Annotated in this window: 25 protein-coding genes; 7 read left to right on the top strand and 18 right to left on the bottom strand. The window is 68.3% G+C overall.

Features of this window, described 5'->3' with window-relative positions:
* Window positions 1-16 precede the first annotated feature (16 nt).
* From ABE473_RS11700 to pdeM, 4 genes are read left to right on the top strand one after another with little or no spacing between them, the layout of a single operon-like run.
* Window positions 17-1021: a ligase-associated DNA damage response exonuclease gene (locus tag ABE473_RS11700; RefSeq protein WP_346489585.1), complete on the top strand. Its 1005-nt coding sequence runs from the start codon at window positions 17-19 to the stop codon at window positions 1019-1021.
* Complete coding sequence (locus tag ABE473_RS11695) at window positions 1018-2622, top strand: ATP-dependent DNA ligase (protein ID WP_346489584.1); 1605 nt, start codon at window positions 1018-1020, stop codon at window positions 2620-2622. Before ABE473_RS11700 ends, ABE473_RS11695 begins: the two co-directional genes overlap by 4 nt.
* A gap of 14 nt (window positions 2623-2636) precedes the next feature.
* Window positions 2637-5084 carry a ligase-associated DNA damage response DEXH box helicase gene (locus ABE473_RS11690; RefSeq protein WP_346489583.1) on the top strand — a complete coding sequence of 816 codons (2448 nt, stop codon included), beginning with the start codon at window positions 2637-2639 and terminating at the stop codon, window positions 5082-5084.
* Window positions 5074-5718, top strand: a complete 645-nt coding sequence (gene pdeM, locus ABE473_RS11685) for a ligase-associated DNA damage response endonuclease PdeM (protein ID WP_346489582.1) — start codon at window positions 5074-5076, stop codon at window positions 5716-5718. The genes ABE473_RS11690 and pdeM overlap by 11 nt, the downstream gene beginning before the upstream one ends.
* 44 nt (window positions 5719-5762) lie before the next feature.
* On the opposite strand, the gene ABE473_RS11680 is transcribed toward pdeM, so the two are convergent.
* From ABE473_RS11680 to ABE473_RS11645, 8 genes are all read right to left on the bottom strand, one after another.
* The gene (locus tag ABE473_RS11680) at window positions 5763-6032 is read right to left on the bottom strand and encodes a hypothetical protein (protein ID WP_176989201.1); all 270 of its coding nucleotides are present in this window, start codon (window positions 6030-6032) and stop codon (window positions 5763-5765) included.
* Window positions 6033-6288: 256 nt separating this feature from the next.
* A complete protein-coding gene (locus ABE473_RS11675; protein WP_346489581.1) occupies window positions 6289-7536 on the bottom strand; it encodes an NAD(P)/FAD-dependent oxidoreductase in 1248 nt (415 codons plus the stop codon).
* A 63-nt stretch (window positions 7537-7599) separates the two neighbouring features.
* Window positions 7600-7806 carry a cold-shock protein gene (locus ABE473_RS11670; RefSeq protein WP_019183439.1) on the bottom strand — a complete coding sequence of 69 codons (207 nt, stop codon included), beginning with the start codon at window positions 7804-7806 and terminating at the stop codon, window positions 7600-7602.
* 88 nt (window positions 7807-7894) lie between these two features.
* A complete protein-coding gene (locus ABE473_RS11665) occupies window positions 7895-8641 on the bottom strand; it encodes an S-methyl-5'-thioinosine phosphorylase (RefSeq protein WP_346489580.1) in 747 nt (248 codons plus the stop codon).
* Window positions 8641-9195 (bottom strand): hypoxanthine-guanine phosphoribosyltransferase, encoded by a 555-nt coding sequence (locus ABE473_RS11660; RefSeq protein WP_019183441.1) that lies wholly within the window; start codon window positions 9193-9195, stop codon window positions 8641-8643. Before ABE473_RS11660 ends, ABE473_RS11665 begins: the two co-directional genes overlap by 1 nt.
* Complete coding sequence (gene nagZ, locus ABE473_RS11655; protein WP_346478688.1) at window positions 9195-10202, bottom strand: beta-N-acetylhexosaminidase; 1008 nt, start codon at window positions 10200-10202, stop codon at window positions 9195-9197. Before nagZ ends, ABE473_RS11660 begins: the two co-directional genes overlap by 1 nt.
* A 67-nt stretch (window positions 10203-10269) precedes the next feature.
* A complete protein-coding gene (locus ABE473_RS11650; protein WP_179458252.1) occupies window positions 10270-10962 on the bottom strand; it encodes a DsbA family oxidoreductase in 693 nt (230 codons plus the stop codon).
* 44 nt (window positions 10963-11006) lie between these two features.
* Window positions 11007-11510 (bottom strand): CYTH domain-containing protein, encoded by a 504-nt coding sequence (locus tag ABE473_RS11645; protein WP_346489579.1) that lies wholly within the window; start codon window positions 11508-11510, stop codon window positions 11007-11009.
* 78 nt (window positions 11511-11588) lie between these two features.
* On the opposite strand from ABE473_RS11645, the gene ABE473_RS11640 reads away from it, so the two are divergent.
* Window positions 11589-12200: a hypothetical protein gene (locus ABE473_RS11640; protein WP_346489578.1), complete on the top strand. Its 612-nt coding sequence runs from the start codon at window positions 11589-11591 to the stop codon at window positions 12198-12200.
* Between the two features lie 12 nt (window positions 12201-12212).
* Here ABE473_RS11640 and rlmD read toward each other — a convergent pair whose 3' ends face one another.
* Window positions 12213-13547, bottom strand: coding sequence for a 23S rRNA (uracil(1939)-C(5))-methyltransferase RlmD (rlmD, locus tag ABE473_RS11635; protein WP_179458249.1), 1335 nt, complete (start codon window positions 13545-13547; stop codon window positions 12213-12215).
* 137 nt (window positions 13548-13684) lie between these two features.
* On the opposite strand from rlmD, the gene ABE473_RS11630 reads away from it, so the two are divergent.
* The gene (locus tag ABE473_RS11630) at window positions 13685-14419 is read left to right on the top strand and encodes a response regulator (protein WP_346489577.1); all 735 of its coding nucleotides are present in this window, start codon (window positions 13685-13687) and stop codon (window positions 14417-14419) included.
* 70 nt (window positions 14420-14489) lie between these two features.
* Here the strand turns inward: ABE473_RS11630 and recO are convergent, their stop codons facing one another.
* From recO to rpoE, 9 genes are all read right to left on the bottom strand, one after another.
* Window positions 14490-15215, bottom strand: a complete 726-nt coding sequence (gene recO, locus ABE473_RS11625) for a DNA repair protein RecO (protein ID WP_346478684.1) — start codon at window positions 15213-15215, stop codon at window positions 14490-14492.
* Between the two features lie 31 nt (window positions 15216-15246).
* Window positions 15247-16143 carry a GTPase Era gene (era, locus tag ABE473_RS11620; protein WP_176989192.1) on the bottom strand — a complete coding sequence of 299 codons (897 nt, stop codon included), beginning with the start codon at window positions 16141-16143 and terminating at the stop codon, window positions 15247-15249.
* Window positions 16140-16820 carry a ribonuclease III gene (rnc, locus tag ABE473_RS11615; RefSeq protein ID WP_179458247.1) on the bottom strand — a complete coding sequence of 227 codons (681 nt, stop codon included), beginning with the start codon at window positions 16818-16820 and terminating at the stop codon, window positions 16140-16142. The genes era and rnc overlap by 4 nt, the downstream gene beginning before the upstream one ends.
* A complete protein-coding gene (locus ABE473_RS11610) occupies window positions 16810-17193 on the bottom strand; it encodes a DUF4845 domain-containing protein (protein ID WP_346489576.1) in 384 nt (127 codons plus the stop codon). Before ABE473_RS11610 ends, rnc begins: the two co-directional genes overlap by 11 nt.
* 32 nt (window positions 17194-17225) lie before the next feature.
* Window positions 17226-18020: a signal peptidase I gene (gene lepB, locus ABE473_RS11605; RefSeq protein WP_313211356.1), complete on the bottom strand. Its 795-nt coding sequence runs from the start codon at window positions 18018-18020 to the stop codon at window positions 17226-17228.
* Between the two features lie 100 nt (window positions 18021-18120).
* Window positions 18121-19911 carry a translation elongation factor 4 gene (gene lepA / locus ABE473_RS11600; protein ID WP_176989513.1) on the bottom strand — a complete coding sequence of 597 codons (1791 nt, stop codon included), beginning with the start codon at window positions 19909-19911 and terminating at the stop codon, window positions 18121-18123.
* A gap of 168 nt (window positions 19912-20079) precedes the next feature.
* Entirely contained in the window at window positions 20080-21603 is a 1524-nt protein-coding gene (locus ABE473_RS11595) for a DegQ family serine endoprotease (RefSeq protein WP_346489575.1), read from the bottom strand.
* An 85-nt stretch (window positions 21604-21688) separates the two neighbouring features.
* Window positions 21689-22588, bottom strand: a complete 900-nt coding sequence (locus tag ABE473_RS11590) for a sigma-E factor negative regulatory protein (RefSeq protein WP_346489574.1) — start codon at window positions 22586-22588, stop codon at window positions 21689-21691.
* A complete protein-coding gene (gene rpoE / locus ABE473_RS11585) occupies window positions 22585-23205 on the bottom strand; it encodes an RNA polymerase sigma factor RpoE (protein ID WP_176989186.1) in 621 nt (206 codons plus the stop codon). Before rpoE ends, ABE473_RS11590 begins: the two co-directional genes overlap by 4 nt.
* 238 nt (window positions 23206-23443) lie before the next feature.
* Between rpoE and ABE473_RS11580 the strand changes: the two genes are divergently transcribed.
* The gene (locus ABE473_RS11580; protein ID WP_346489573.1) at window positions 23444-25507 is read left to right on the top strand and encodes a 3-hydroxyacyl-CoA dehydrogenase NAD-binding domain-containing protein; all 2064 of its coding nucleotides are present in this window, start codon (window positions 23444-23446) and stop codon (window positions 25505-25507) included.
* Window positions 25508-25599: the final 92 nt, after the last annotated feature.

Genomic DNA, 25599 nt, shown 5'->3' with positions numbered 1-25599 from the left:
GCGGCACAGTGCAGGCATGAACGCGGATGCCGACAACGACGACCTGGTGGTGCTCCGGCCCGAGGGGCTGTACTGCCCGGCCGGTGATTTCCACATCGACCCGTGGCGCCCGGTGCCGCGGGCGGTGATCACGCACGGCCATGGCGATCACGCGCGCAACGGCATGGGCCACTACCACTGCACCACGCAGACCCTGCCGATCCTGCGCTGGCGGCTGGGCGATGTGGACTGCAGCGCGCACGCATACGGCGAACGCTTCACCCTCGGCGACACCGAGATCTCCCTGCATTCGGCCGGGCACGTGCTCGGCTCGGCCCAGGTGCGAATCGCGCATGCAGGACGGGTCTGGGTCGCCTCCGGCGACTACAAGCGGCAACACGATCCGAGCTGCGACCCGTTCGAAGTGGTGCCCTGCGACACCTTCATCACCGAAGCGACCTTCGGCCTGCCGGTGTACCGCTGGCCGGACACGTCGCAGGTCGCGGCGGACATCGTGGCGTGGCGGCGCGAATGCGAAGCGCGCGGCGAGGCGGCCGTGCTGCTCTGCTACGCGCTGGGCAAGGCACAGCGGATCCTGGCCGAACTGCTGCCGCTGGATACGCAGCCGGCGCTGCTGCATGGCGCGATCGCCACCGGGGTGGCGGTCTACCGCGAGGCCGGAATTGCGATGCTCGCCACCGAGCCGGTCAGCGAGCAGGCCCGCGGTGCGGAGTTCGCCGGCAAGCTGATCCTGGCCCCGCCCTCGGCGGCGGGGAGTGCGTGGATGCGCCGCTTCAAGCGCGCGCAGCTTGGTTTCGCGTCCGGATGGATGCGGGTGCGTGGCAACCGCCGCCGCAACTACGACCGTGGCTTCGTCGTCTCCGATCATGCCGACTGGCCCGACCTGCTGCGCACCATCGCCGAGACCGGTGCCCGTCGCGTCATCGCCACCCACGGCAACACCGACGCGCTGATCCGGTTCCTGCGCGAGCGCGGCGTCGCCGCCGAGGCCTTCGCCACCGGCTACGGGGACGAAGAATGAAACGCTTCGCCGCGCTCTACAGCGAACTCGACCGCAGCACCGCCACCGGCGACAAGCGCGCCGCGCTGGTGCGCTACTTCCAGCAGGCGCCCCCGCACGACGCGGCGTGGGCGCTGTTCCTGCTGGCCGGCGGCAAGGTCACCAGCGCGCGCCGGAAGATCGCCGGCAACGCCGAGCTGCGCGCGTGGGTCGCGGAGATCTCCGACACGCCGGCCTGGCTGGTGGACGACAGCTACGACCAGGTGGGCGACCTGGCCGAGACGCTGACCCTGCTGATGGACGATCCGCTGCAGGTCGGCGCGGATATCGCGCTGGCCGACTGGATCGAGCAGAAACTGCTGCCGGTCGCCAATCAACCCGAACCGGTACGCCACGCAGCCATCACCGGGGCCTGGCAACAGCTCGCCTTCGACGAGCGTCTGGTGTTCAACAAGCTGCTGACGGGTGCGCTGCGCGTGGGCGTGTCGCAGCGGCTGGTGCAGCAGGCACTGGCGGAGTGGTCGGGGATCGATATCGCGCGCATCGCCCAGCGCATGCTCGGCAGCTGGGTGCCGACGCCCGGATTGCTCGCGGCCCTGCTGTCACCGGAAGAACGCCCTGAAGATCGCCAGCAGCCCTACCCGTTCTTCCTGGCCTCGCCGCTGGAGGCGGAGGTCGACACGCTCGGTCCGATCGAGGACTGGCTGCTGGAGTGGAAGTGGGACGGCATCCGCCTGCAGGTGCTGCGTCGCCAGGGCGAGGTCGCGCTGTGGTCGCGCGGCGAAGAGCGGCTGGATGGCCGCTTCCCCGAAATCGACGCGGCGGCGATGGCGTTGACCGATGGCTGCGTGATCGATGGCGAGCTGCTGGCCTGGGCCGACGGCGACGCACTGCCACTGCCGTTCACCGCGCTGCAGACCCGCATCCAGCGGCTCAAGCCCGGGCCGAAGACACTGCGCGATACACCGGTGCGCGTGCTCGCCTACGATCTGCTCGAGCTGGGCGGTGAAGACCTGCGCGCGCTGCCGCTTTCGCAACGGCGTGCGCGCCTGGCCGACGTACTCGCCACGCTGGACGACCCGCGCCTGATGCTGTCGCCGGAGGTCAGCGTCGCGGATTGGAGCGCCGCCGCCCTGCACCGCGATCTCGCCCGCGAGCGTGGTGTCGAAGGGTTGATGCTCAAGCGCCGCGATTCGGTCTACCAGGCGGGACGCCGGCGCGGCGACTGGTGGAAATGGAAAATCGATCCACTGACCATCGATGCGGTGATGATCTATGCGCAGTCCGGCCATGGCCGGCGCAGCACGCTGTACACCGATTACACCTTCGGGGTGTGGGATGGCGAGATCCTGGTGCCGGTGGCCAAGGCGTACTCGGGCCTGGACGACAAGGAAATCCTCGCGCTGGACCGCTGGATCCGCGCGAACACGATCGAACGGTTCGGGCCGGTGCGCAGCGTCCGTGGCGAGCAGGTGTTCGAACTCGGCTTTGAAGCGGTGAACCGCAGCAAGCGCCACAAGTCCGGCATCGCGGTGCGCTTCCCCCGCATCCTGCGCTGGCGGCACGACAAGCCGGCCAGTGAGGCCGACACCCTGGCCCAGCTGCAGGCGCTGGCGCGGTGACGCGACGGGAGGCCATGGCCCGCCTGACGGCGTGGTTCGCCAGCCGGGGCTGGGCGCCGCTGCCCTTCCAGAAAGCGATGTGGCGGCACTATCTGGCCGGCGAGTCCGGCCTGCTGCACACACCCACCGGCAGCGGCAAGACACTGGCGATGTTCGGCGGTCCGCTGCTGCAGGCGCTGCACGATCCGCCGCCACGGACGACCCGCGGCCGTGCGAAGACACCGGTGCCGGTCCTGCAGGTCCTGTGGATCACACCGCTGCGTGCGCTGGCCGCCGACACCGCGCGCGCGCTGCGCGAGCCGCTGGACGCGCTCGGGCTGGACTGGCAGGTGGGCCTGCGCACCGGCGATGCCAGCGCGCGCGACAAGCGCCTGGCGCGCGAGGGCCGGCTCGATGTGCTGGTGACCACGCCGGAGTCGCTGGCGTTGTTGCTGAGCTATCCCGACACGATGGCGCGCCTGCAGCACCTGCGCTGCGTAGTCGTGGATGAGTGGCACGAACTGCTGGGCAACAAGCGTGGCGTGCTGCTGCAGTTGAACCTGCGCCGGCTGCGCGATGCCCTGCCCACCCTGCAGGTATGGGGGCTCTCGGCGACGCTCGGCAACCTGGAAGAGGCGCGCGAGGTGCTGCTGCCGGACCTGCCCGACGCGCCGCTGGTGGCCGGCGCGCGGCCGCGCCCGGTCAGCGTGGAGACGCTGCTGCCGGCCCAGGGCGAGCGTTTCCCGTGGGCCGGTCATCTGGGCCTGTCGCAGCTGCAGCGCGTCCTGGAAAAACTGCTGGCGGTGCGCACCAGCCTGCTGTTCACCAACACGCGTGCCCACGCCGAACTGTGGCACCAGGCACTGTCGGCGGTGTGGCCGGAAGATCCGGACACGCTCGCCCTGCATCACGGCTCGCTCGACCCGGCCCTGCGCCGTGCCGCGGAACAAGGCCTGCGCGAAGGCCGGCTGCGCTGCGTGGTCGCCACGTCCAGCCTGGATCTCGGCGTCGATTTCCCCAGTGTCGACCAGGTCCTGCAGATCGGCAGCCCCAAGGGCATCGCCCGCCTGCTGCAACGTGCCGGGCGCGCCAAACATCGCCCCGGCGAATCCGGGCACATCGTGTGCGTGCCCTCGCATGCGCTGGAGCTGGTCGAGTACGCCGCGGCGCGACGCGCCCTGGCCCAGGGCCATATCGAGGCCCGCCGGCCGCTGCGGCTGTCGCTGGACGTCCTGGCGCAGCACGCGGTGAGCTGCGCGCTCGGCGGTGGCTTCGATCCCGATGCGCTGTTCGCGCAGGTACGACGCACGCATGCCTTCGCCGCGCTGGACCACGCGCACTGGGAGGGTGTACTGGAGTTCATCGTGCAGGGCGGTCGCGCGCTGTCGCAGTATCCGGATTTCCACAAAGTCGTGCGCGATGACGATGGCATCTACCGCGTGCATGACCGTCGCGTCGCGCTGCGACATCGTTTGTCGATCGGCACCATCACCAGCGATGGCAGCGTCATGGTCCAGTTCCTGCGCGGCGGCCGGCTCGGCGCGGTGGAGGAACAGTTCCTCAGCCGGTTGCGCCCGGGGGATCGCTTCCAGTTCGCCGGGCGCCTGCTCGAACTGGTGCGCCTGGAGAATCTGACCGCGTACGTGCGGCTGGCGCGCGGCGGCGACGGTGTGGTGCCTCGTTGGCAGGGCGGGCGCCTGCCGCTCTCCGAGGCGCTCGGGCATGAAATGGAAGCGGTGCTGGCCCGCCCACCGGAGAGCCCGGAGATGCAGTGGCTGGCGCCGCTGCTGTCGCTGCAGACGCGCCTGTCCGCGTTGCCCGCGCCCGAGCTGCTGCTGGTGGAACACGTCCGCCGCCGCGAAGGTCAGTTCGTGTTCGTGTATCCCTTCGCCGGCCGCCAGGTCAATGAAGGGCTGGCCGCGTTGATGGCGATGCGCTGGACGCGCGTGCAGACCAATACGTTCGGCTACGCGGCCAACGACTATGGGTTCGTGCTGGCGCCGGCGCATGCCGTCGAGATCGATGCCGCGCGCGTGCGCACCCTGCTGGAACCGGAAGGACTGCTCACGGATCTGCGCGAGAGCCTCAACCTGGGCGAACTGGCGCGACGCCAGTTCCGCGACATCGCGCGCGTGTCCGGCATGCTGGTGCCGGCCCTGCCCGGCCGTACGCCACGCAGCCTGCGCCAGCTGCAGGCCTCCAGCGGGCTGCTGTACGACGTGCTGCGTCAGCATGATCCGGATCACATCCTGCTGACGCTGGCCGAACACGAGGTGCTGCACGATCAACTCGATCTCGGCAGCCTGGCGCGTGCGCTGGCGTCCAGCCAGGCACGCACGTTGAGCCTGCAGCACCCCACCAGCCTGGGCCCGCTGTCCTTCCCGTTGTGGGCCGAACGACTGCGCGGCCAGCTCAGCAACGAAGACTGGAAGACCCGCGTCCTGCGCGCCGCACAGCAACTGGAGAAACGCCATGGCGCCTGAACTGCCGATCCCCCTCGCCGGCGAAACCGTCCAGCTGCTTGGCGCGCGTGCGCTGTATTGGCCCGCGCGGCAGGGCCTGATGATCGCCGATCTGCACCTGGGCAAGGCGGACCTGTTCCGGCGCTCGGGCATCGGCCTGCCCAGCGGGGGCACCTCCGATGATCTGCAGCGTCTCGGCGCGATGGTGCAGCAGCACGCGGTGCGCCAGCTGTGGATACTCGGCGATGTACTGCATGGCGCTGCACACCGCGCCGCGTGGTACCGGCAATGGCAGGGCTGGCGCGAACAACATCCCGGGCTCTGGATCGGCGCGCTGGAGGGCAATCATGACCGGGTGCTGCCCAAGGCCGATCTCGGCATCGACCTGCTGGGTGAACGTGTCCAGGAGGGACCGTTCCTGCTGCGTCACGCACCGCAGCGTCAGCCCGGCCTGCACGTGCTGTGCGGCCACCTGCATCCACTGGCCCGCCTGCCGGGCATGCAGCGGCGCTGGCCATCGTTCTGGCTGCGCGAGGGAATGACGATCCTGCCCGCCTTCTCAGGATTCACCGCAGGTATCGCGCCGGTGCTGGGCACGGGCGAAAGACTGGTGGCCTGCGTCGAAGACCAGGCCATCGCGTTGCCGGCGCGCTAGGTCGAGCAGCGCGCGACAGCGGTCACTCAGTCAACGTGTGTGGATCAGGCCGCCGAGACCAGCAGGTCCGGCATCAACCGGATGTCCGGCGCGTGCGGATTGGGCCGCACCGGTTGCCGCTGGATCGCGGTCAACATCTCGTGGGCGGCGGCACGGATGCGCGGATGGTGCTCCGGCGCCGCGTGCGTGATGAGGCTGGTCACATGGAACTCGAACACGTCTTCCATCACGTCCGGCTGATCCTCATGCAGCATCTGCAGTAGTCCGCGCAGTTTGCGGATTTCACTTTCCAGAGTTTCGGCCGAGAACAGCATTTCAATCTCCTTGGGTTGCGATCGGTCCACCGGACCGTAGGTCGCAAACGCAGCACCACCCTACCACCCGTCAGTCGCGGGCCTCCAAGCGATCAGGAATCGGACACCGCTTCGGCGTGAGCAGCACGGGGCGCAGGATGAAAAACCGCGTACGCTGCGTTTGCCACGCTGTTGTCCCATGCCGACGGTGAGTCCACCGTCAATGAATGTTATTCGCGTCCTCACATCGGCGCGCAGGCACCGCTACGCCGCGTTATCAGCGGATGCCATCGGGTGCGTGCAACGCGCGCATCGCCTGCGCGAAGCCGGGCGACAACGGCAGTCTGCCGAGCCAGCCGTGCTGCGTGCCGCTGAGCACGCGGAGCATGTGCCCGCGCCCGCCCGGGACGCGGCCCATCGGCTGGAACAGCAGATCGCGTGCGCGCGCCCAGCCGTCGCGCTCGGACTGGAACAACGGCGTCAGCCAGCGGCTCCAGTACTGGTAGATCGCGACGTGGGCGCGGCGCTGCGCCTGGTAGGCCTGCAGCGCGGCGTCGCGATCGGCATGGGTGCGCAGCGCATCGCGCAGCGCCATCGCGTCCATCAGGGCCATGTTCACGCCCTGCCCCAGCTGCGGACTCATCGCGTGGGCGGCATCGCCGACCAGCACCAGCCGCTCGCGATGCCAACGCGAGAGCACCGCATCGCGATAGCCGGCGCGGGCCAGTTGCGCCGGTCCGGTCACGCCGGCGAGGCGCTCATGCGCCTGCGGCCACAGCGCGGCGACCTCATCGAGCCAGCGCGCCATGCCGTCACGCTCCCACTGCGCGAACCGGTCGCGGGGCAGGCTCCAGAAGAAACTCAGCTGCGGCGTGTCGTTGCCCGGTCGCGTCCCCACCGGCAGCAGGCCGATCATCCTGCGCGCGGCCACGTAGCGCTGCCGCAGTTCATCGATGTGCGGCCAATCGCCGCGCGGCAGCAGGCACCACAGCGCGCCCCACGGGTATTCGCGGTCCAGCGTGGTGCCCTGCAGCTGCGCGCGCAGCGACGAGGCGGCGCCATCGGCGGCGATCACCAGATCGTAAGGGCCATGCCAGTGCCCGCGTGCGTCGCGCAGGCGCCCCTGTGCGCTGTCCACCGCGACGATGGCGGTGTCGGCCTGCAGGTTGCCCGGGTGCTCCCACGCGTCGGCCAGCAGCGAGAACAGCGCGCCGCGCTGCATGCCTATCCCGTGCAGCGATGGATCCAGGTCGGCATAGCGCATGTCCATCACCGCGCGCCCGCATGGAGTCTCCCCGAACAGCCGGCGCACGGCGGCCCCATGCCGCAGCACCGCCGGCAGCAGCTCCATCTGCCACAGCACGTCCAGGCCGCTGGGCTGGAGCAGGAACCCCGCCCCGACCGGACCGGGTGTGGTGGCACGCTCGAAGACGTGCACGTCGTGATGGTCACGTGAAAGCAGGATCGACAAGGCTTGGCCAGCCGTGCCGTAGCCGACGATGGCGATGGTGCGACGAGGGGTCATGCGCGGACTCACTGATAAAAAAAACCCCGCCGAAGCGGGGTTTTCAATGCGCAGCTGAAAAAATCACTCAGCCGGCACGATGTTCGAGGCTTGGGCGCCCTTCGGGCCCTGGGTCACGTCATAGGTGACCTTCTGGCCTTCCTGCAGACTGCGGAAGCCCTTGGAGTTGATCGCGGAGAAGTGCGCGAAGACGTCGGCGCTGCCGTCCTCCGGCGAGATAAAGCCAAATCCCTTGGCGTCGTTGAACCACTTGACGGTACCGTTCGGCATGGTGATGCGAGACCTTCTTCTATGAATGGGTGGTGTACGCTCAACCAGCGCACTGGCGGAGTATGCAAACCTTGTACCGGAATGACAATCACCCCCGTGCCAATTCACCGATCAATTCGGGCAGGCCGGAGGAGGCAGCGTCCACATTGGCCAGCACTTCGGCCATCGTGATCTCATCGCCATCGCCACAGCCGGCGGCCCAGTTGGCCACGATTGCCAGGCAGGCGTAGTCCAGCCCAAGCTCGCGGGCCAGGCTGGCTTCGGGCATGCCGGTCATGCCGACCAGATCGCAGCCATCACGGCGCATGCGCGCGATTTCCGCATTGGTTTCCAGCCGCGGGCCCTGGGTGGCGCCGTAGCAGCCCCCGTCCTGCAGGCGCACGCCGGTGACTTTCGCCGCGGCCAGCACCTTGCTGCGCAGCATCGGCGTGTACGGATGGCCGAAGTCGACGTGCAGCACCTCGGTACCCGGTTCTTCGCACAGGGTCGAGATGCGCCCCCAGGTGTAGTCGATCAACTGGTCCGGGCAGGCCAGCACGCGCGGGCCGAAGTGCTCGGTGATCCCGCCAACCGTGTTGAGCGCAAGCACGCGCTGCGCGCCGATCTGCTGAAGCGCAGCGAGATTGGCGCGGTAGTTGATCTTGTGCGGCGGCAGCGAATGGCCTTCGCCATGGCGCGCGAGGAAGGCCACGCGCTGGCCCAGCAGCGTGCCGACGCGGATCGGACCGGACGGCGTGCCGTAACGGGTCTCGACCTGGTGGCTGCTCACGTCGTCGAGCTGGGCCAGCTTGTAGACGCCGGTGCCGCCGATGACGGCGAGGGAAATGTGTTCCATCATTCCTTCATCGCGTAGATGGCCGGCACGCAGCGCAGCGTCTCGTTGACGTCCATGCCGAACCCGAACACATAGCGGTCCGGCAGGTCGATGCCGGCGTAGTCGGCCTTGACGTCCGGCAGCGCGCGGTCGTGCAGCTTGACCGTCAGCGCGGCGATGCGCACGTCGGTCGCGCCCTGCTCCAGGCACCAGGTGCGCACGCCCTGCAGCGTGTAGCCCTCGTCGAGGATGTCATCGACCAGCAGCACGCGGCGGCCGAACAGCGCGGTGGCCGGCTTGTGCTTCCAGACCAGGTCGCCGCCGGTGGTTTCACCGCGGTAGCGGGTGGCGTGCAGGTAATCGAACTGCACATCCTGGCCGCGTGCGCCCAGTTCCAGCGCAAGCTGGCCGGCGAACGGCAGCGCACCGTGCATGATCGACAGGAACAGCGGGACCTCGCCCTTGTAATCGCGCGCGATGGCGTCGGCGATGCCAGCGATGGCCTTGTCGATGGTGGGACGGTCGACCAGCAGGTCGGCCTGGGCCAGGGCCTGGGAAATGGTGAGGTTGGGCATCAGACGGTTCTTCCAAGGGTGTCAAGCAAACGGGATTGGGTGGTGCCATGGCGGGAATCGGCCAGCAGGCCGTCCCAGCCCAGCGCGCCGCGACCGATCAGGCCAAGCAGCGCAGCAGTGTTGAGGGTGCGGCCTTCGACCGCGCGCAGCGATTCTTCCACCAGTTCGGGGTGGCAGACCAGCACCACGTCGCAGCCGGCGTCCAGGTGCGCATCCACGCGCGCCTTGACGCCACCGGCCGAGAACGAGGCCGCCATGCCGATGTCATCGGAGAAGACCACGCCGCGGAAACCCATCTCCTCGCGCAATATCTGCTGGATCCAGCGCGGCGAGTAGCCGGCCGGCTCCGGCGCGACCTGCGGGTAGACCACGTGGGCCATCATCACCGCATCGGCGCCGGCGCGGATGCCGGCCGCGAACGGGACCAGGTCCAGCGCGCGCAGTTCATCGAGCGTGCGCGGGTCGCTGGCATCGTCGAAGTGGGTGTCTTCCAGCACGGTGCCGTGGCCCGGGAAATGCTTGAGCGTGGCGGCCATGCCGACGCTGTGCATCCCGCGCACATAGGCCGCGGTGAACGCGGCCACCACCTGCGGATCGGCGCTGAAGGCGCGATCGCCGATGGCCCGGTTGCCGCGGCCCAGATCGACCACGGGGGCGAAGCTGAGGTCCACGCCGCTGGCGCGCACTTCGCTGGCCATCAGCCAGGCGTGCTGCTCGGCCAGGGCCAGCGCAGCCTGCGGATCGGTGGCATACAGCGCATCGAAGCCCTGCAGCGGCGGCAGGGCGCTGTAGCCCTCACGGAAGCGCTGCACGCGCCCGCCTTCCTGGTCCACGCAGATCAGCTGCGGGCGCGGCGCGGCGGCACGGATCGCCGCCGACAGCTCGGCCACCTGCTCGCGCGAGGCGAAGTTGCGCTTGAACAGGATGACGCCGGCCACGGCGTCGTGCTGCAGCCATTCGCGTTCCTGGGCGGTGAGTTCGGTCCCGGCAACGCCGATCACGAGCATGGGGTGTCTCCAATACGGGGCGCCACCATGGCGCACCGCCGCATTGTCGCAGAACCCGCGCGCAGCGTCAGACCTCGCAGCCGTCCGGGCCGCAGCCGTCGCCCTGCCCGGCAGCCCCTGCGGGCGAACGCTCCGCCGCGATCTGGCGCAGTGCCTGGGCGAAGGCCTCCGGCGGCTGGGCGCCCTGGATGGCGTACGTGTCGTCGATCACAAAGGTGGGCACCGACTGAATGCCAAAGCGCTGCGCCTGTGCCAGCTGCGCCTGGATCTCCTCCAGCCCCTCCTCGCCCGCCAGCAGCGCGGTGATGCGCCCGGCGTCGAGACCACCGGCAGCGCCGGCGGCGATCAGGGTCTGCGGGTCGGCCAGGTTGCGGCCTTCCACGAAATGCGCGCGGAACAGCGCCTCGCCGACGGCGGCCTGGACGCCTTCACGCCCGGCCAGCCACATCAGACGGTGCGCCGGCAGCGTGGTGACCCGGACCTGGCCCTGGTCGAAGTCCATCGGCAGGCCTTCGGCGCGCGCCGTGGTCTGGGTCTGGGTCAGGATCTGTTCGGTGCGCTCGGCGCTGCCGAACTTGGCCGCGTAGGCCTCGCGCAGCGGGACGGGCGTGGTTCCCGCGTCGGGGTCGAGCAGGAACGGGTGCCAGTGCACCTCCACGTCGGGCGCGTCATCGCCCAGCAACGCCAGGCCCTGCTGGAACCGGTGCTTGCCGATCCAGCACCAGGGGCACACCACATCCGACCAGATATCGATTTTCATGTGGCCAGATTGTGGGTGCGGCGGGACGTTTACAAGGTCTGCGGTCAGCCGCGTTCAGCGCTGGACCAGCGTGAAAACGGGTGCGCGGCCAGCGCCAGATTGTAATAGCGGACCTCGTCGGTCACTTCAGCGCCGGCCCAGTCGGGCAGCGTGATCGCCTGGTCGGCGTGCTCGAGCTCGACTTCGGCCACCACCAGCCCGGCGTTCTCGCCCAGGAATTCATCCACTTCCCAGAGCAGCCCCTCGTGCTCGACCAGATGCCGGCGCTTGTCGATCAGCCCGCCGACACACAGCGCCAGCAGCGCGCGCGCATCGTCCACCGGGATCGGGTAATCGAACTCCTGCCGGGTAGGCCCGATCTCGCGCGATTTCATGTTGAGGAAGGCCTGCTCGCCCTGGATGCGCACGCGCACGGAGGCCTTCTGTGCGCCACTGTCGAGCGAGGCGGTGTCGTTGAGATAGCCCTGCGCCATCGGGATCACCGCGTGTGCGGCGGTGCGCCAGCCTTCACCGGTGACGAGGTATTTGCGTTCGATTTCGATGCCCATGCGCACAGTATGCGGCGATCCCGGCACGGCGGCCACGCGCTGCTTCTATACTGGCCGGCTGCCCTGCAAGGACGCCCGATGAAACCCCTGTTCCCCACCCTGCTGCTGTCGTTGCTGCCGCTGGGCGTGTCGGCCGCCGCGCCGCCCACGCACGCGCAGATCGAAGCGGCCATCATGGCCATGATCGAGGCCGAGAAGAAACCGGCCGCCTCCGCCCAGGATCTGCTGCTGCAGTCGATGTTCACCCCGCGCGGGTTCGAGCATGGGCCGTGCTTTGCCAGCACGACGGTGACCGGCGCGTACGAGTGCCTGGTCGGCATGGAGATCGGGCTCAAGAACCGCTACCGGATGCTGCGCTTCGTCCCGCAGGGGATGGGCTGGGCGATGCAGCGCGCCGATGTCGACGCGCCGGTGCCTCCGCGTGAGCGCGTCCGCGAACTGCTCATCGAACAACTCGATCATCGTGCCGCGGCCATCGACGATGCCGCTGCCCGAGAGGAACTGCGTGCCTTCCAGCAGCGCCTGCAGATCCTGGCGATCGAGGACTGCGAACTGCACTCCATGCAGGCGCCGGAAATCCGTTGCGACGTCACCGCCGGGGACGGCACCGAGCGCGGTACCGACCCGCAGACCTATGTGTTCGATGCACAGGGCCAGTGGCAGAACGCCGCGGCGGCAGACCGCCGCTGAGCCCGAACGCGGTCAGCGCTTTTCGAACACCGCGATGCTTTCCACGTGCGCGGTGTGCGGGAACATGTCCATCGCGCCGGCCGAGACCAGGGTGAAACCCTGTTCGTTGACCAGGTAGCCGGCGTCGCGCGCCAGCGAGCCCGGATGACAGCTCACGTAGACGATCCGCTTGAACTGCTTCAGCGGCAGCTGCTGCAGCACTTCGATCGCGCCCGAGCGCGGCGGATCCAGCAGCAGCTTGTCGAAGCCCTGGCGCATCCAAGACGCCTGGCGCTGGTCCTGGGTCAGGTCGGCGGCATGGAACTCGGCGTTCTCCAACCCGTTGCGCACGGCGTTCTCTTTCGCACGCGCGACCAGGCCGGCATCGCCTTCCACGCCGACGACGTTGCGAACGGTACGCGCCAGCGGCAGGGTGAAGTTGCCCAGGCCGCAGAACAGATCGAGCACGCGCTCGTCCGGGCCGGCATCGAGCAGCGCCAGCGCGTGCGCGATCATCTGCACGTTGAGCTTGGCGTTGACCTGGATGAAGTCCAGCGGGCGGAACGCCAGCTCGACATCCCACGGCGCCAGCTTGAACGACAGCGGTACTTCGGCCGGCCACAGCGGATGCACGGACTCCACGCCACCGGGCTGCAGCGAGATCGCGAAGCCGTGCTCCTGCCCGAAGGCGGTCCAGGCCGCGCGGTCAGCGTCGCTGAGCGGCTGCATGTGGCGGATGGTCAGGACGATCGCGTCATCGCCGGCGATGAATTCGATCTGGGGAATATCGCGTTTGCCATCGAGCGTTTCGATGAACTCGGACAGCACGCCGACCTTCATGCCGATCTCGGGAATGACGGTCAGGCACTGGCTCAGGTCCGCGACGAAGCGTGGATCCAGCTCGCGGAAGCCGACCAGGGTCTTGTCCTTCTTCTCGACGCGGCGCACCGAGAAGCGGCCCTTGCGGCGGTAGCCCCAGCTGTCGCCGACCAGCGGCGGCAGCACGGTGCCGGGGCTGACGTGGCCGATCCGGGTCAGGTTGTCGATCAGCACGCGCTGCTTGGCCACGATCTGCTGCGACTCCTCCAGGTGCTGCAGCACGCAGCCGGCACAGACGCCGAAATGCGGGCAGCGCGGGGTCACCCGCTGCGGCGAGGCCTGTACCACCTCGAGGGTCCGGGCTTCATCGAAATGGCGGTTGCGCGCGGTCGGTTCGGCGGTCACCACCTCGCCCGGCAGCGCGCCGGTGATGAAGGTGACCTTGCCACCCTCGCCGTCGCGGCGGGCAACGCCACGGCCATCATGGCTGAGGTCGAGGATGTCGGTCTGGAAGGGGGTACGGTCGAGGCGGGAGCGGGTTCGGGCCACGTGGCAACAGGCTGCGGGCAAAAAGGGTGCGTATTGTCGCAGATACCAACTGCCAACTGACTTGCCGCCCGCTGAAACCGCTTGCAGGCCGAGCCTTCGCGTTTACTATGGAGGCAGCTGACATGGAGGCAGCCCATATGCAGATGACCCCGAGGGATCCCATGCCCCGATTCCTGCTCGTCGAGGACGACACCATCAGCCGCGGCTTCTTCAAGGCCGCGCTGGAAACCCTGCCGGCCCAGGTCGATACCGCCGATTCACTGGCCACGGCCATGGACCGCGCCCGCGGCAGCCAGCATGACCTGTGGCTGATCGACGTCAACCTGCCCGACGGCAACGGCACCGAGCTGCTGCAGGAACTGCGCCGCTCGCGGCCGGACACCCCGGCGCTGGCGCACACTGCCGACGGCGATACCTCGATCCACTCGCGCCTGCGCGACGCCGGCTTCAGCGAAACCCTGGTCAAGCCGCTGAGCCGCGAACACCTGCTCAAGGCGGTCCGTCGTGCGCTGGTACATACCGCCGGCAGCCTGTCGGCCCCGCTCGACCCGGACGCGGATGATGCCGACAGCCTGCGCCAGGATTGGGACGAGACCACTGCCCTGGCTGCGCTGAATGGGCAGCGCCACCACCTGATCGCCCTGCGCGAACTGTTCCTGGCCGAGTTGCCGGGGGTGCGCGATGCCGTGGCCCAGGCCCTGCGCGAGGACGATGTGCGGGCCCTGCGGGGGCAGCTGCATCGGCTGCAGGCGAGCTGCGGGTTCGTCGGCGCCGCACGCCTGGCGCGGGCGGTCCGCCAGCTGCACCAGGCGCCGGAATCCACCGGTGCCCAGGGACGCTTCCGCGTGGCGGTCGACGCGCTGCTGCAGTGAGCACAGGGCGGCAGCCGGGGCACCGGCGCCGCGTGAGTCACCCCGCAACGATGCCGCGACCCAGCCGCGCCTACGTGCGCCGCCGGGCCAGGTCCTCCAGCATTTCCCAGGATTTCAGGCCGCGTCCGCCCAGATGGTGCATCAGCACCGCGCGCATCGGCCGGCGCAGGCTGCCCAGATCCTCGGGCCCGGGCATCGCATCGGCGGCCAGCGCCAGCAAGGCGCTGCCGGTCGCCGTGCCACGGCGCTGATCGACACCACGGTCGCTGAGCAGCCGACGCGGCCCCTCCTGCGGGTCCAGTTCGTAGCGCGCGGCCGGGTCGACCGGCTCGTCATCGCTGCCGTGCAGCAGATCGAAGCCGAAACCCAGCGCCTCCAGCAGATCGCGCTCGAAACGCCGCAGGGTCCAGGCCAACGGCTCGCCATCGCGCAACCGGGCACGCACCTGCGCGTAGTGGTCATAGAGCTCGGGCAGCGGGTCCTGGCGAGGCGCCAGCCGCATCATCAGCTCGTTGATATAGAACCCGGCCAGCATCGCCTCGCCGGTCAGCCGCGGCGCGGCATCGAGCGCTTCGGCCCCACGCAGCTGGGCGAGTTCGCCCCGCTGCACGGCGGTCAGGCGGATCCACTGCAACGGCTGCAGGGCCGCGCGCAGCGCCTGGCTGCGCGGGCTGGAGACACCCCGGGCCAGCACCCCGATCCGGCCATACTGCTCGGTCAGCACCTCAACCAGCAGGCTGGTCTCCCGCCACGCCCGGGCGTGCAGTACGAAGGCCGGCTCATCCTCGATGCGCATGGCTCAACCGCCCGGGGCCGGAATGGCCGGCTTATTCGTAGCCGAACGCCTTGAGCGCGGCTTCGTCGTCGGACCAGCCTTCGCGCACGCGGACCCAGGTTTCCAGGAAGACCTTGGCCCCGAACAGGCGCTCCATCTGCAGGCGCGACTTGGCCCCGATTTCCTTCAGGCGGGTGCCGGCCTTGCCGATCACGATCGCCTTCTGGCCTTCGCGCTCGACCCAGATCACCGCGCCGATGCGCAGCAGGTTGCCGTCTTCGACGAAGCGCTCGATCTCGACCGTGGTCGCATAGGGCAGTTCCTCACCGAGCTGGCGCATCAGCTGCTCGCGCACCAGTTCACCGGCCAGGAAACGTTGGCTGCGGTCGGTGATCTCGTCCTCGCCGAACATCGGCGGGGCTTCCGGCAACAGCTTCATCAGGTCGCGGACCAGCGACTCCAGGCCGTTGCGCTTCTGCGCCGAGATCGGATGCACGGCCGCGAACGTGCGGCCTTCGGTGACCTGCTGCAGGAACGGCAGCAGGGCGCCCTTGTCCTTGAGGCGGTCGATCTTGTTGACCACCAGCACCACCGGGATGCCGGAGTCGCTGAGCACGTTGAAGGCCAGGGTGTCTTCGTCATCCCAGCGGCCGGCCTCGATCACCAGCATGCCGGCGTCCACGCCCTCGAGCGAGCCGCGCGCGGCGCGGTTCATCACCCGGTTCATGGCGCGCTTCTGCGCGCGGTGCAGGCCGGGGGTGTCGACCAGCACGATCTGGCCGTCCGGGTAGCTGGCAATGCCCAGCAACCGGTGCCGCGTGGTCTGCGGGCGGTTGGAGACGATGCTGACCTTGGCGCCCACCAGGGCGTTGGTCAGGGTGGATTTACCGACGTTGGGGCGACCGATGACGGCCACGCTGCCGGAACGATGGGGGGTTGCTTCGTTCACTTGGAATCCAGTTGCTCAAGGGCGGCGGCAGCCGCTTGTTGTTCGGCCAGCCGTCGCGAGGCACCTTCGCCTTCGGTGCTGACAGCGGGGTCGGTTACGCCGCAGCGTACCCGGAAGGTCTTGGCATGATCGTCACCCGATTCTGACACCAGCTCGTACTGGGGCAGCGCCTTCTGCCGGGCCTGCAGCCATTCCTGCAGCCGCGTCTTGGGGTCTTTCTCGGGCTTGCCGGTGGCCGGCAGGGCCTGCATCGAGGCGCTGAACCAGGGCAGCACCACCGTGCCGCAGGCGGCAAACCCGGCATCGAGGTAGATCGCGGCGACGACGGCCTCCAGTGCATCGGCCAGGATGGAGTCGCGGCGATGGCCGCCGGTCTTCATCTCGCCGGGGCCCAGGATCAGGCGCTCGCCCAGTTGCAGCTCGCGCGCGATCACCGCCAGCGCGCCTTCACGCACCAGCTCGGCGCGGGCACGGGTCAGCGCGCCCTCGTCGGCCTTGGGCCAGCGTTCGTAGAGCGCCTGGGCCACCATCATGTTGACGATGCTGTCGCCGAGGAATTCCAGCCGCTCATTGTTGGGCGTGCCGGCGCTGCGATGCGTCAGCGCCTGCTGGAGCAGGCCCGGATCGTTGAAGGCGTGACCGATCAGGTCACCGCGTTGGAAGGTCTTAGTCGGCACCGCTACGGGTCAATTCCTGGTTTGAATCAAATTTGCCCACCACGTCCAGGTTGCCGATCATTTCACGGCGCACTTCGTAGTAGACCTTCATGTTCCAGCCGCCATCGATGCGATCGAACTTCACGTCGGCGGGTTTCACGTTTTCGGAGTAGTTGATGTACAGGCGCTTGAAGAACATGTCCTGGATGCGGTGCGGCTCCATGTTGCCCACACCGGGCTCCTTGGCCAGGCTCTTCATCGCCGAACGGACGGCGTAGTACTCCTGGTACATCGGGAACAGCTTCATGCCGATGTACAGGCCGAAGGCGACCACGATCAGCACCACCAGGAACGAGGTCAAGGTGATGCCGCGCTGCGATGTCATGTTCTTCATTGCGTTCTCCCCAGATACGCGTGTGCCATGAATCAATGGATGGCCGTGCCGATCCGCGACGGCTCAAAGCCGTCCTTGCAGAACCAGCCCGAGCAGTTCAGCCAGATCAGGAACGCCTTGCCGCGGAGGTTCTCTTCCGGCAGCAGGCCCCAGAAACGGCCATCGTCACTGTTGTCGCGATTGTCGCCCATCACCAGGTACTTGCCAGCCGGGACGGTCCACTGCCCTTCACCGCGGGCGTAATCGGTCTCCAGCACGGTATGCGTGCGGCCCGGCAGGTGCTCGACCAGCAGCGAGCTGCCCTCGCCCTGGCCGTTGTGGCCGGCGTACAGGCCCTTGTTGTCGTACTTGACCGGCTCGCCGTTGAGGATCAGGCCGTTGCCCTGGAACTCGATCTGGTCGCCCGGCACGCCGATCACGCGCTTGATGAAGTTCTCGCCCTTGGCCGGATCGTTGTCCGAATGGCCCGGGAAGTGGAACACCACCACGTCGCCGCGCTTGGGCTCGCCGAACGGGATCACCTTGGCGTTGTTCAGCGGCAGACGCAGACCGTAGGAGAACTTGTTGACCAGGATGAAATCGCCGATCAGCAGGTTGGGCATCATCGAGCTGGACGGGATCTTGTACGGTTCGGCGATGAAGCTGCGCACCACCAGCACGATCGCCAGCACCGGGAAGAACGCCCGCGCGTAGTCGACCATTACCGGCTCGGTGTCCAGCAGGCCGGCGCGCTGGGCGCGGCGCTTGGCGAAGTACAGCTTTTCGGCCAGCAGGATCAGGCCCGAGGCCAACGTCAGTACGACCAGGAGGAGCTCAAACAATTTCATGCAGTGTCCTTGGGAACGATTGCAGCGGTGTGGTGTGCCCCTGCGCGTCCGGCGACACCGATCCGGTGCCGCCCGCCGCTGCCGGGAAAGCCATCCGGCCTTACTTGTCCATCTGCAGCACGGCCAGGAAGGCTTCCTGCGGGATTTCCACGCGGCCGACCTGCTTCATGCGCTTCTTGCCTTCCTTCTGTTTCTCGAGCAGCTTCTTCTTGCGCGAAACGTCGCCACCATAGCACTTGGCCAGCACGTTCTTGCGCATCGCCTTGACCGTGGTGCGCGAGATGATCTGCGAGCCGACGGCGGCCTGGATCGCCACGTCGAACTGCTGGCGCGGGATCAGTTCCTTCATCTTCTCGCACAGCTCGCGGCCGCGGCGGTCGGCATGGCTGCGGTGCACGATCAGCGACAGCGCATCGACCTTGTCGCCGTTGATCAGCACGTCCACACGGACGAACGGGCCGGCATCGAAGCGCACGAAGTGATAGTCCAGCGAGGCATAGCCACGGCTGACCGACTTGAGCTTGTCGAAGAAGTCCAGCACCACTTCGGCCATCGGCAGCTCATAGCTGATCTGCACCTGGCTGCCCAGGTAGTTGATGCCGATCTGGCTGCCGCGCTTTTCCTCGCACAGCTTGATGATGTTGCCGATGTACTCCTCGGGAGTGAGTACGTTGGCACGGATGATCGGCTCGCGGATCTCATCGACCATGTTCACCGGCGGCAGCTTGGCCGGGTTGTCCATGTTGATGATGGTGCCGTCGGTCTTGAGCACTTCATAGACCACGGTCGGCGCGGTGCTGATCAGGTCCAGGTTGTACTCGCGCTCCAGGCGCTCCTGCACGATTTCCATGTGCAGCATGCCCAGGAAGCCGCAGCGGAAGCCGAAGCCCATGGCCTCGGAGCTTTCCGGCTCGAAGCGCAGCGCGGCATCGTTCAGGCGCAGCTTGTCCAGCGCTTCGCGCAGGTCCGGGTAATCCTCGGCATCGACCGGGAACAGGCCGGCGAACACGCGTGGCTGCATTTCCTGGAAGCCCGGCAGCGGCTTGGCGGCCGGATCGGCGGCCAGGGTCAGGGTGTCGCCGACCGGTGCACCGTGCACGTCCTTGATGCTGGCCGTCACCCAGCCCACCTCACCGGCGTTCAGTGCCGGCAGCACCTTGCGCTTGGGGGTGAACACGCCGACGTTGTCGACCTGGTGATTGCGGCCGGTGGACATCACCTGCAGCTTGTCGCCGGCCTTGATCTGGCCCTGCATCACGCGCACCAGCGAGACCACGCCCAGGTAGTTGTCGAACCACGAGTCGATGATCAACGCCTGCAGCTTGTCGGTATCGCGCGGCACCGGCGGCGGGATGCGATGCACGATCGCTTCCAGCACGTCGCCCACGTTCAGGCCGGTCTTGGCGCTGACCGCCACGGCGTCGGTCGCATCGATGCCGATCACGGCCTCGATCTCGGCCTTGGCACGGTCGATGTCGGCAGTGGGCAGGTCGATCTTGTTGATCACCGGCACCACTTCCAGCCCCTGCTCGACGGCCGTGTAGCAGTTGGCCACGGACTGCGCTTCCACGCCCTGGGCCGCATCGACCACCAGCAGCGCGCCTTCGCAGGCGGCCAGCGAGCGGCTGACTTCATAGGAGAAGTCGACATGCCCGGGGGTGTCGATGAAGTTCAGGTGGTAGGTGTGGCCGTCTTTGGCGACATACGGCAGCGAGACCGACTGGGCCTTGATGGTGATGCCACGCTCGCGCTCGATCGGGTTCGAGTCGAGCACCTGCGCCTCCATCTCACGGGCCTGGAGGCCGCCGCAAAGCTGGATGATGCGATCGGCCAGCGTGGACTTGCCGTGGTCGACGTGGGCGATGATGGAGAAGTTGCGGATGAACCGCATCGAATCAGAAGACATAGGTGGCGGCGGCGCGTCGCGTCGTCAGGATGACTGCGGATTATCGCATGGCCGGCCCGGTCCCGCGTGCGGCCGCCCGCGATTGGCGTGATCGCCCCGCCAGAAACGACCGGGCCCGCCGAAGCGGGCCCGGAAACGCAGGCGGGGCGGGGCTTACTGCCCGGCCTTGACCGCCACGAAGGCGCTGTTGCCGTTGGCGCGGATCAACAGCATGACCACATCGCCCTTGGAGTAGCCACCCAACGCCTTGTTCAGCGCGGCCACGCTGCCGACCGGGGTCCGGCCGACCTGCAGCACCACCAGGCCCGGCGACAGCCCGGCGTCACGCGCCGACTGGCCATTGACCCGGGTGATGCGCACGCCCTCGCCCGCCGACAGGCCCAGCTGCTGGCGCTGCGGGGCGGTGAGATCGGCTACCTCCAACCCCAGCAGGGCATTGGCACCGGTCTCCGGCTTGGCCGCTTCCGCGGCCGGACGGGCCGGACCGCGCTCGGCGTCTTCGGCCAGCTCGGTCAGGGTGGCGGTGATCTCCCGCTCCTTGCCATCGCGCAGCACGCTCAGGCGCACCTTGCTGCCCGGCGGCAGCGCGCCGATGGCCGGCGGCAGATCGCTGAAGGTAGTGATCGGGCTGCCGTTGACCGAGCGGATCACATCGCCCGGCTCGATGCCGGCCTTGAGCGCCGCACTGCCTGCGACGACCTCATTGACCAGCGCACCACGGCTGTCCGGCAGGCCCAGCCCCTGGGCCTTCAGGCCATCGATCGGGCCGACCGCCGCGCCGAGCTGGCCGCGGCTGACCCGGCCGGTCTTCTTGATCTGTTCGACCGCACCCATGGCCAGGTCGATCGGGATCGCGAAGCTGATGCCCATGTACCCGCCCGAAGCGGAGAAGATCTGCGAGTTGATGCCGACCACTTCACCGCGGGTATTGAGCAGCGGGCCGCCGGAGTTGCCCTGGTTGATCGCCACGTCGGTCTGGATGAAGGGCACATAGCGCTGGTCCGGGCCGCCGGTGCTGCGGCCGACCGCGCTGACCACGCCGGCGGTGACCGAATGATCCAGGCCGAACGGCGAACCGATCGCGACGACCCACTGGCCGGGCTTGAGGGTGTTGGAATCCCCCACACGCACGGTCGGCAGATTCTTGCCGTCGATCTTGAGCAACGCCACGTCGTACTGCTGATCGCTGCCGATCACCTTGGCGGTGAACTCGCGGCGGTCGCCGAGCTTGACCTTCACTTCGCTGGCGTCGGCGACCACGTGATAGTTGGTCAGCACATAGCCATCGGCGGAGATGATGAAACCCGAGCCCATGCCGCGGCCCTGGATGCGCGGGCCGTCGTCCTGGCCACCGGGGCCCTGCCCCGGCATCTGGAAGTCCGGGCCGAAGAAGCGGCGGAAGAACTCGGGCATTTCATCGTCGCCGCCCGGGCCCATGGTCCGGGCCTGGCGGTTGCTGCGCACGATGGTGGTTTCGACATTGACCACGCCCGGCCCGACCTGTTCGACCAGGTTGGTGAAGTCCGGCAGGCCACTGACCAGCTGCGGCGCAGGTGCCCGCGGTGCGGCGGCGGCCGGTGCGGCCGGGGTCGTCGGCGATGGCGACTGAGCGCAGGCCACCAGCGGCAGGGTCATGGCGATCAGCGCCAGGGCATGGGTACGGATACGGGCGGTCATCAGACACGAACCTCCGGGTCAGGAAACAAAGCGGGGGGGAGCGCTCCGGCGCACAGGCCGGAGCGGAACGTCAGGGCAACGATGTTCAGTCGCGGTGCCGGCGCGCAGGTTCGGCCGTGTCGGCCGATTCCTGAAGACGCGGCTCGAACGGATAGAACGCGGCCTGCGGTGCCTGCGTGGAGAAGCTGGCATTGAGCGCGCCGCCCGCAGCCGGGGCCAGGCTGGAGCGCGGCCACGGTTTGGCCTGCAGATTGCCCACCTCACCGAACGGGAACTGGCGCGCAGTGGCCGCCGGTACGGCCGGCGTCAGCGGCGCCTGGCTGGCGACCGCACGCTGCGGCTCGGCACTGCGCTCGGCAGCGCTGCGTGCCGCCTGCTGGGTGCGGGTGGCGCTGGCACGGCGTGCAGTTGCCACGTCCTGGCGGCGGCTGGCTGCCGCCACGGCTGCAGCCGGAACCGCCGCTACGGCCAGCGCCTGCTCGGCGGCAGAGGCTTCGGTCGCCGGCGCGGGCGCGGGCGGCAGCTCGGCCTGGCTGGCGATGATGGTGGTCGGCGCGTCCAGCGCTGCCGGGTCCGGCAGCTGCTCGCGGGTCATGAACATCGCCACGGCCGCGACGGAAGCGGCCAGTGCCGCGCCACCGCCCCAACGACGCCAGCCGCCACGGCGTTCCTTGCGGTCCTGGCTGCGCTCGACATTGGCCTGCATCGCTGGTGCCGGCTCAGCGACCACGGAAACGCGGACCCGCTCGGCGAAATCGACCGGCGCCGGCGCGCAGGCCTGCCCGCGCAGCACATCGCCGAGCATCTGCCAGCGTTCGTTGCAGCTGGACAAGGTCTCATCGTGTTCCAGCCGACGCAGCATGAAACGGGCTTCATCGGCCGACAGCTCGCCGTCGATCAACGACGACAGCTGCTGCCGGTAATGGGCGTCGAATTTATCGGGGGACGCGCCCCGGGAAGCATCATTGGACATATCGTGGCTCATGCGCGGCTCTTCTCGCGGGTGGCGCTGCCCACATCGAGCAGCGGCCGAAGTTCAGTGTCGATCGCCTCGCGGGCACGGAAAATCCGCGACCGCACGGTGCCGATCGGGCACCCCATCTTCTGCGCGATTTCGTCATAACTCAGACCCTCCACCTCGCGCATGGTGATGGCCGAGCGCAGTTCTTCAGGCAGCGCGGAGACCGCCTTCATCACCGTCTGCTCCAGCTCCTGGCGCATCAACTCGCGCTCGGGCGTGTCGGTGTCGCGCAGGCGCGTGCCGCTGTCGTACTGCTCGGCGTCCCCGATCTCGATGTCATCGGTGGGCGGGCGGCGGTTGTGGGCGGCGAGATGGTTCTTGGCAGTGTTCACGGCGATCCTGTGCAGCCAGGTATAGAACTGGGCGTCGCCCCGGAAACTGCCGATCGCGCGATACGCGCGGACGAAAGTGTCCTGGGCCACGTCCTGACATTCACTCCAGTCCGCGATGTAGCGCCCGATCAGCGCGATGATCCGATGCTGGTACTTGCGTACCAGGACATCGAACGCCGCGCTCTCGCCACGCTGCACACGTCGGACCAGCTCCAGGTCCAGCTCCTGTGGTGTTTCAACCTCGGCCATGGGGGGCCGCACTCCTGTCAGCCCAACCGACGTCGGGCAATGAGACTGCCAATCCCGGGAAAAGTTCAGCGCGCGATCACACCGCGCCGCACCAGCTTTTAACCACCGTTCCGTTAAGGTTTCCGATCCAGGCAATGGATCGACGGCTTCTCTCCCCCAGCTATAGGGATTTGACGGGGAGGAAACAACCTCTGGATCATAGCCCCCTTCTCCATACACAACCGGATGGAACGTTCCCATGCTCTCAGGCTTCGATGGGCTCCGCTTCTCGCATTGGCACCCGCAGATCCGTGACGATGGCGTCGTCGTGCTCAGCCTCGACCGCCAGGACAGCAGCGTCAATGCGATGTCGCAGGACGTGCTGCTCGAACTGGGCGACCTGATCGAGCGGATCGCGATGGACCCGCCCAAGGCGGTGGTGATCCAGTCGATCAAGGCGGCCGGCTTCATCGCCGGGGCGGACCTGAAGGAATTCCAGGAATTCGACCGCCGCGGTACCGTCAATGACGCGATCCGCCGGGGCCAGAGCACCTACCAGAAGCTGGCCGAGCTGCCCTGCCCGACCGTCGCCGCGATCCACGGCCATTGCCTGGGCGGCGGCACCGAGCTGGCCCTGGCCTGTCGTTACCGCGTGGCGTCGAACGATCCCTCCACCCGGATCGGCCTGCCGGAGACCCAGCTGGGCATCTTCCCGGGCTGGGGCGGCAGCTCACGCCTGCCGCAACTGGTCGGCGCACCGGCCGCGATGGACATGATGCTGACCGGCCGCAACCTGTCGGCCTCGGCTGCACGCAACATCGGCCTGGTCGACAAGGTCGTCGCACCGGCCGTGCTGCTCGATACCTCCGTGTCGCTCGCGCTGAAGGGCACCACCCGCCCGTTCAAGCAGCGCGCGACCGCCTGGATCACCAACACCTGGCTGGCCCGCAGGCTGCTCGCCCCGCAGATGGCCAAGCAGGTCGCCCGCAAGGCGCGGAAGGAGCATTACCCGGCGCCGTACGCGCTGATCAACACCTGGGCACGCACCGGTGGCAGCCCGATCCAGACCCGACTGGATGCCGAACGCCGCGCCGTGGTCAAGCTGGCCGGCACCCCGACCGCCCGCAACCTGATCCGCATCTTCTTCCTGACCGAACGCCTGAAAGCCCTCGGCGGCAAGGACCACGGCATCCAGCACGTGCACGTCGTCGGTGCCGGTGTGATGGGCGGTGACATCGCCGCGTGGTCGGCCTACAAGGGCTTCAACGTGACCCTGCAGGACCGCGAGCAGCGCTTCATCGACCCGGCCATGGAACGCGCGCAGGCGCTGTTCGCCAAGCGGGTCAAGGACGACAGCAAGCGCCCGGCCGTGGCGGCACGCCTGAAGGCGGATCTTGCCGGCGAGGGCGTGGCCCAGGCGGATCTGGTGATCGAAGCCATCATCGAGAACCCGGAGGCCAAGCGTGAGCTGTACCAGTCGCTGGAGCCGAAGATGAAGGCCGATGCGCTGCTGACCACCAACACCTCGTCGATCCCGCTGGACGAACTGCGCGACCACATCCAGCGTCCGGCGCAGTTCGCCGGCCTGCATTACTTCAATCCGGTCGCGCAGATGCCGCTGGTGGAGATCATCCATCACGACGGCATGGCGCCGGAGACCGAGCGCCGCCTGGCTTCGTTCTGCAAGGCGCTGGGCAAGTTCCCGGTACCGGTCGCCGGCACGCCCGGCTTCCTGGTCAACCGCGTGCTGTTCCCGTACATGCTTGAAGCCGCCACCGCGTATGCCGAAGGCGTGCCGGGCCCGGTGCTGGACAAGGCCGCGGTCAAGTTCGGCATGCCGATGGGCCCGATCGAACTGCTCGACACCGTCGGCCTGGATGTGGCGGCCGGCGTGGGCAAGGAGCTGGCGCCGTTCCTCGGCCTGCAGGTGCCGGCCGCACTGGCGACCGTGGAACAGGGCAAGCGTGGCAAGAAGGACGGCCAGGGCCTGTACAAGTGGGAGAACGGCCGCGCGCAGAAACCGGACGTCCCCGCCAACTACGCGGTGCCGGCCGATCTGGAAGACCGCCTGATCCTGCCGCTGCTCAACGAGGCGGTGGCCTGCCTGCACGACGGCGTCGTCGCCGATGCCGACCTGCTCGATGCCGGCGTGATCTTCGGCACCGGCTTCGCCCCGTTCCGCGGCGGCCCGATCCAGTACATCCGCGCCACCGGTGCCGACGCGCTGGTCGAACGCCTCAAGGTCCTGCAGCAGCGCCATGGCGACCGTTTCGCCCCCCGCCCGGGCTGGGATTCGCCGGTGCTGCGTGACCCGGTGATCTGAGGATCGCCGTGACCTGAAACGACGACGCCACCGCAGGGTGGCGTTGTTGTTCCCGCCGCCGGCGTGCAACCAGAACACCCTGTTACCGATAC

This window comes from Stenotrophomonas sp. TWI700 (assembly GCF_039673645.1).
Lineage (GTDB): Bacteria > Pseudomonadota > Gammaproteobacteria > Xanthomonadales > Xanthomonadaceae > Stenotrophomonas > Stenotrophomonas maltophilia_AA.
Note: the sequence above shows the minus strand (reverse complement) of the source record. Positions and strands in the feature narration are given on the sequence as shown.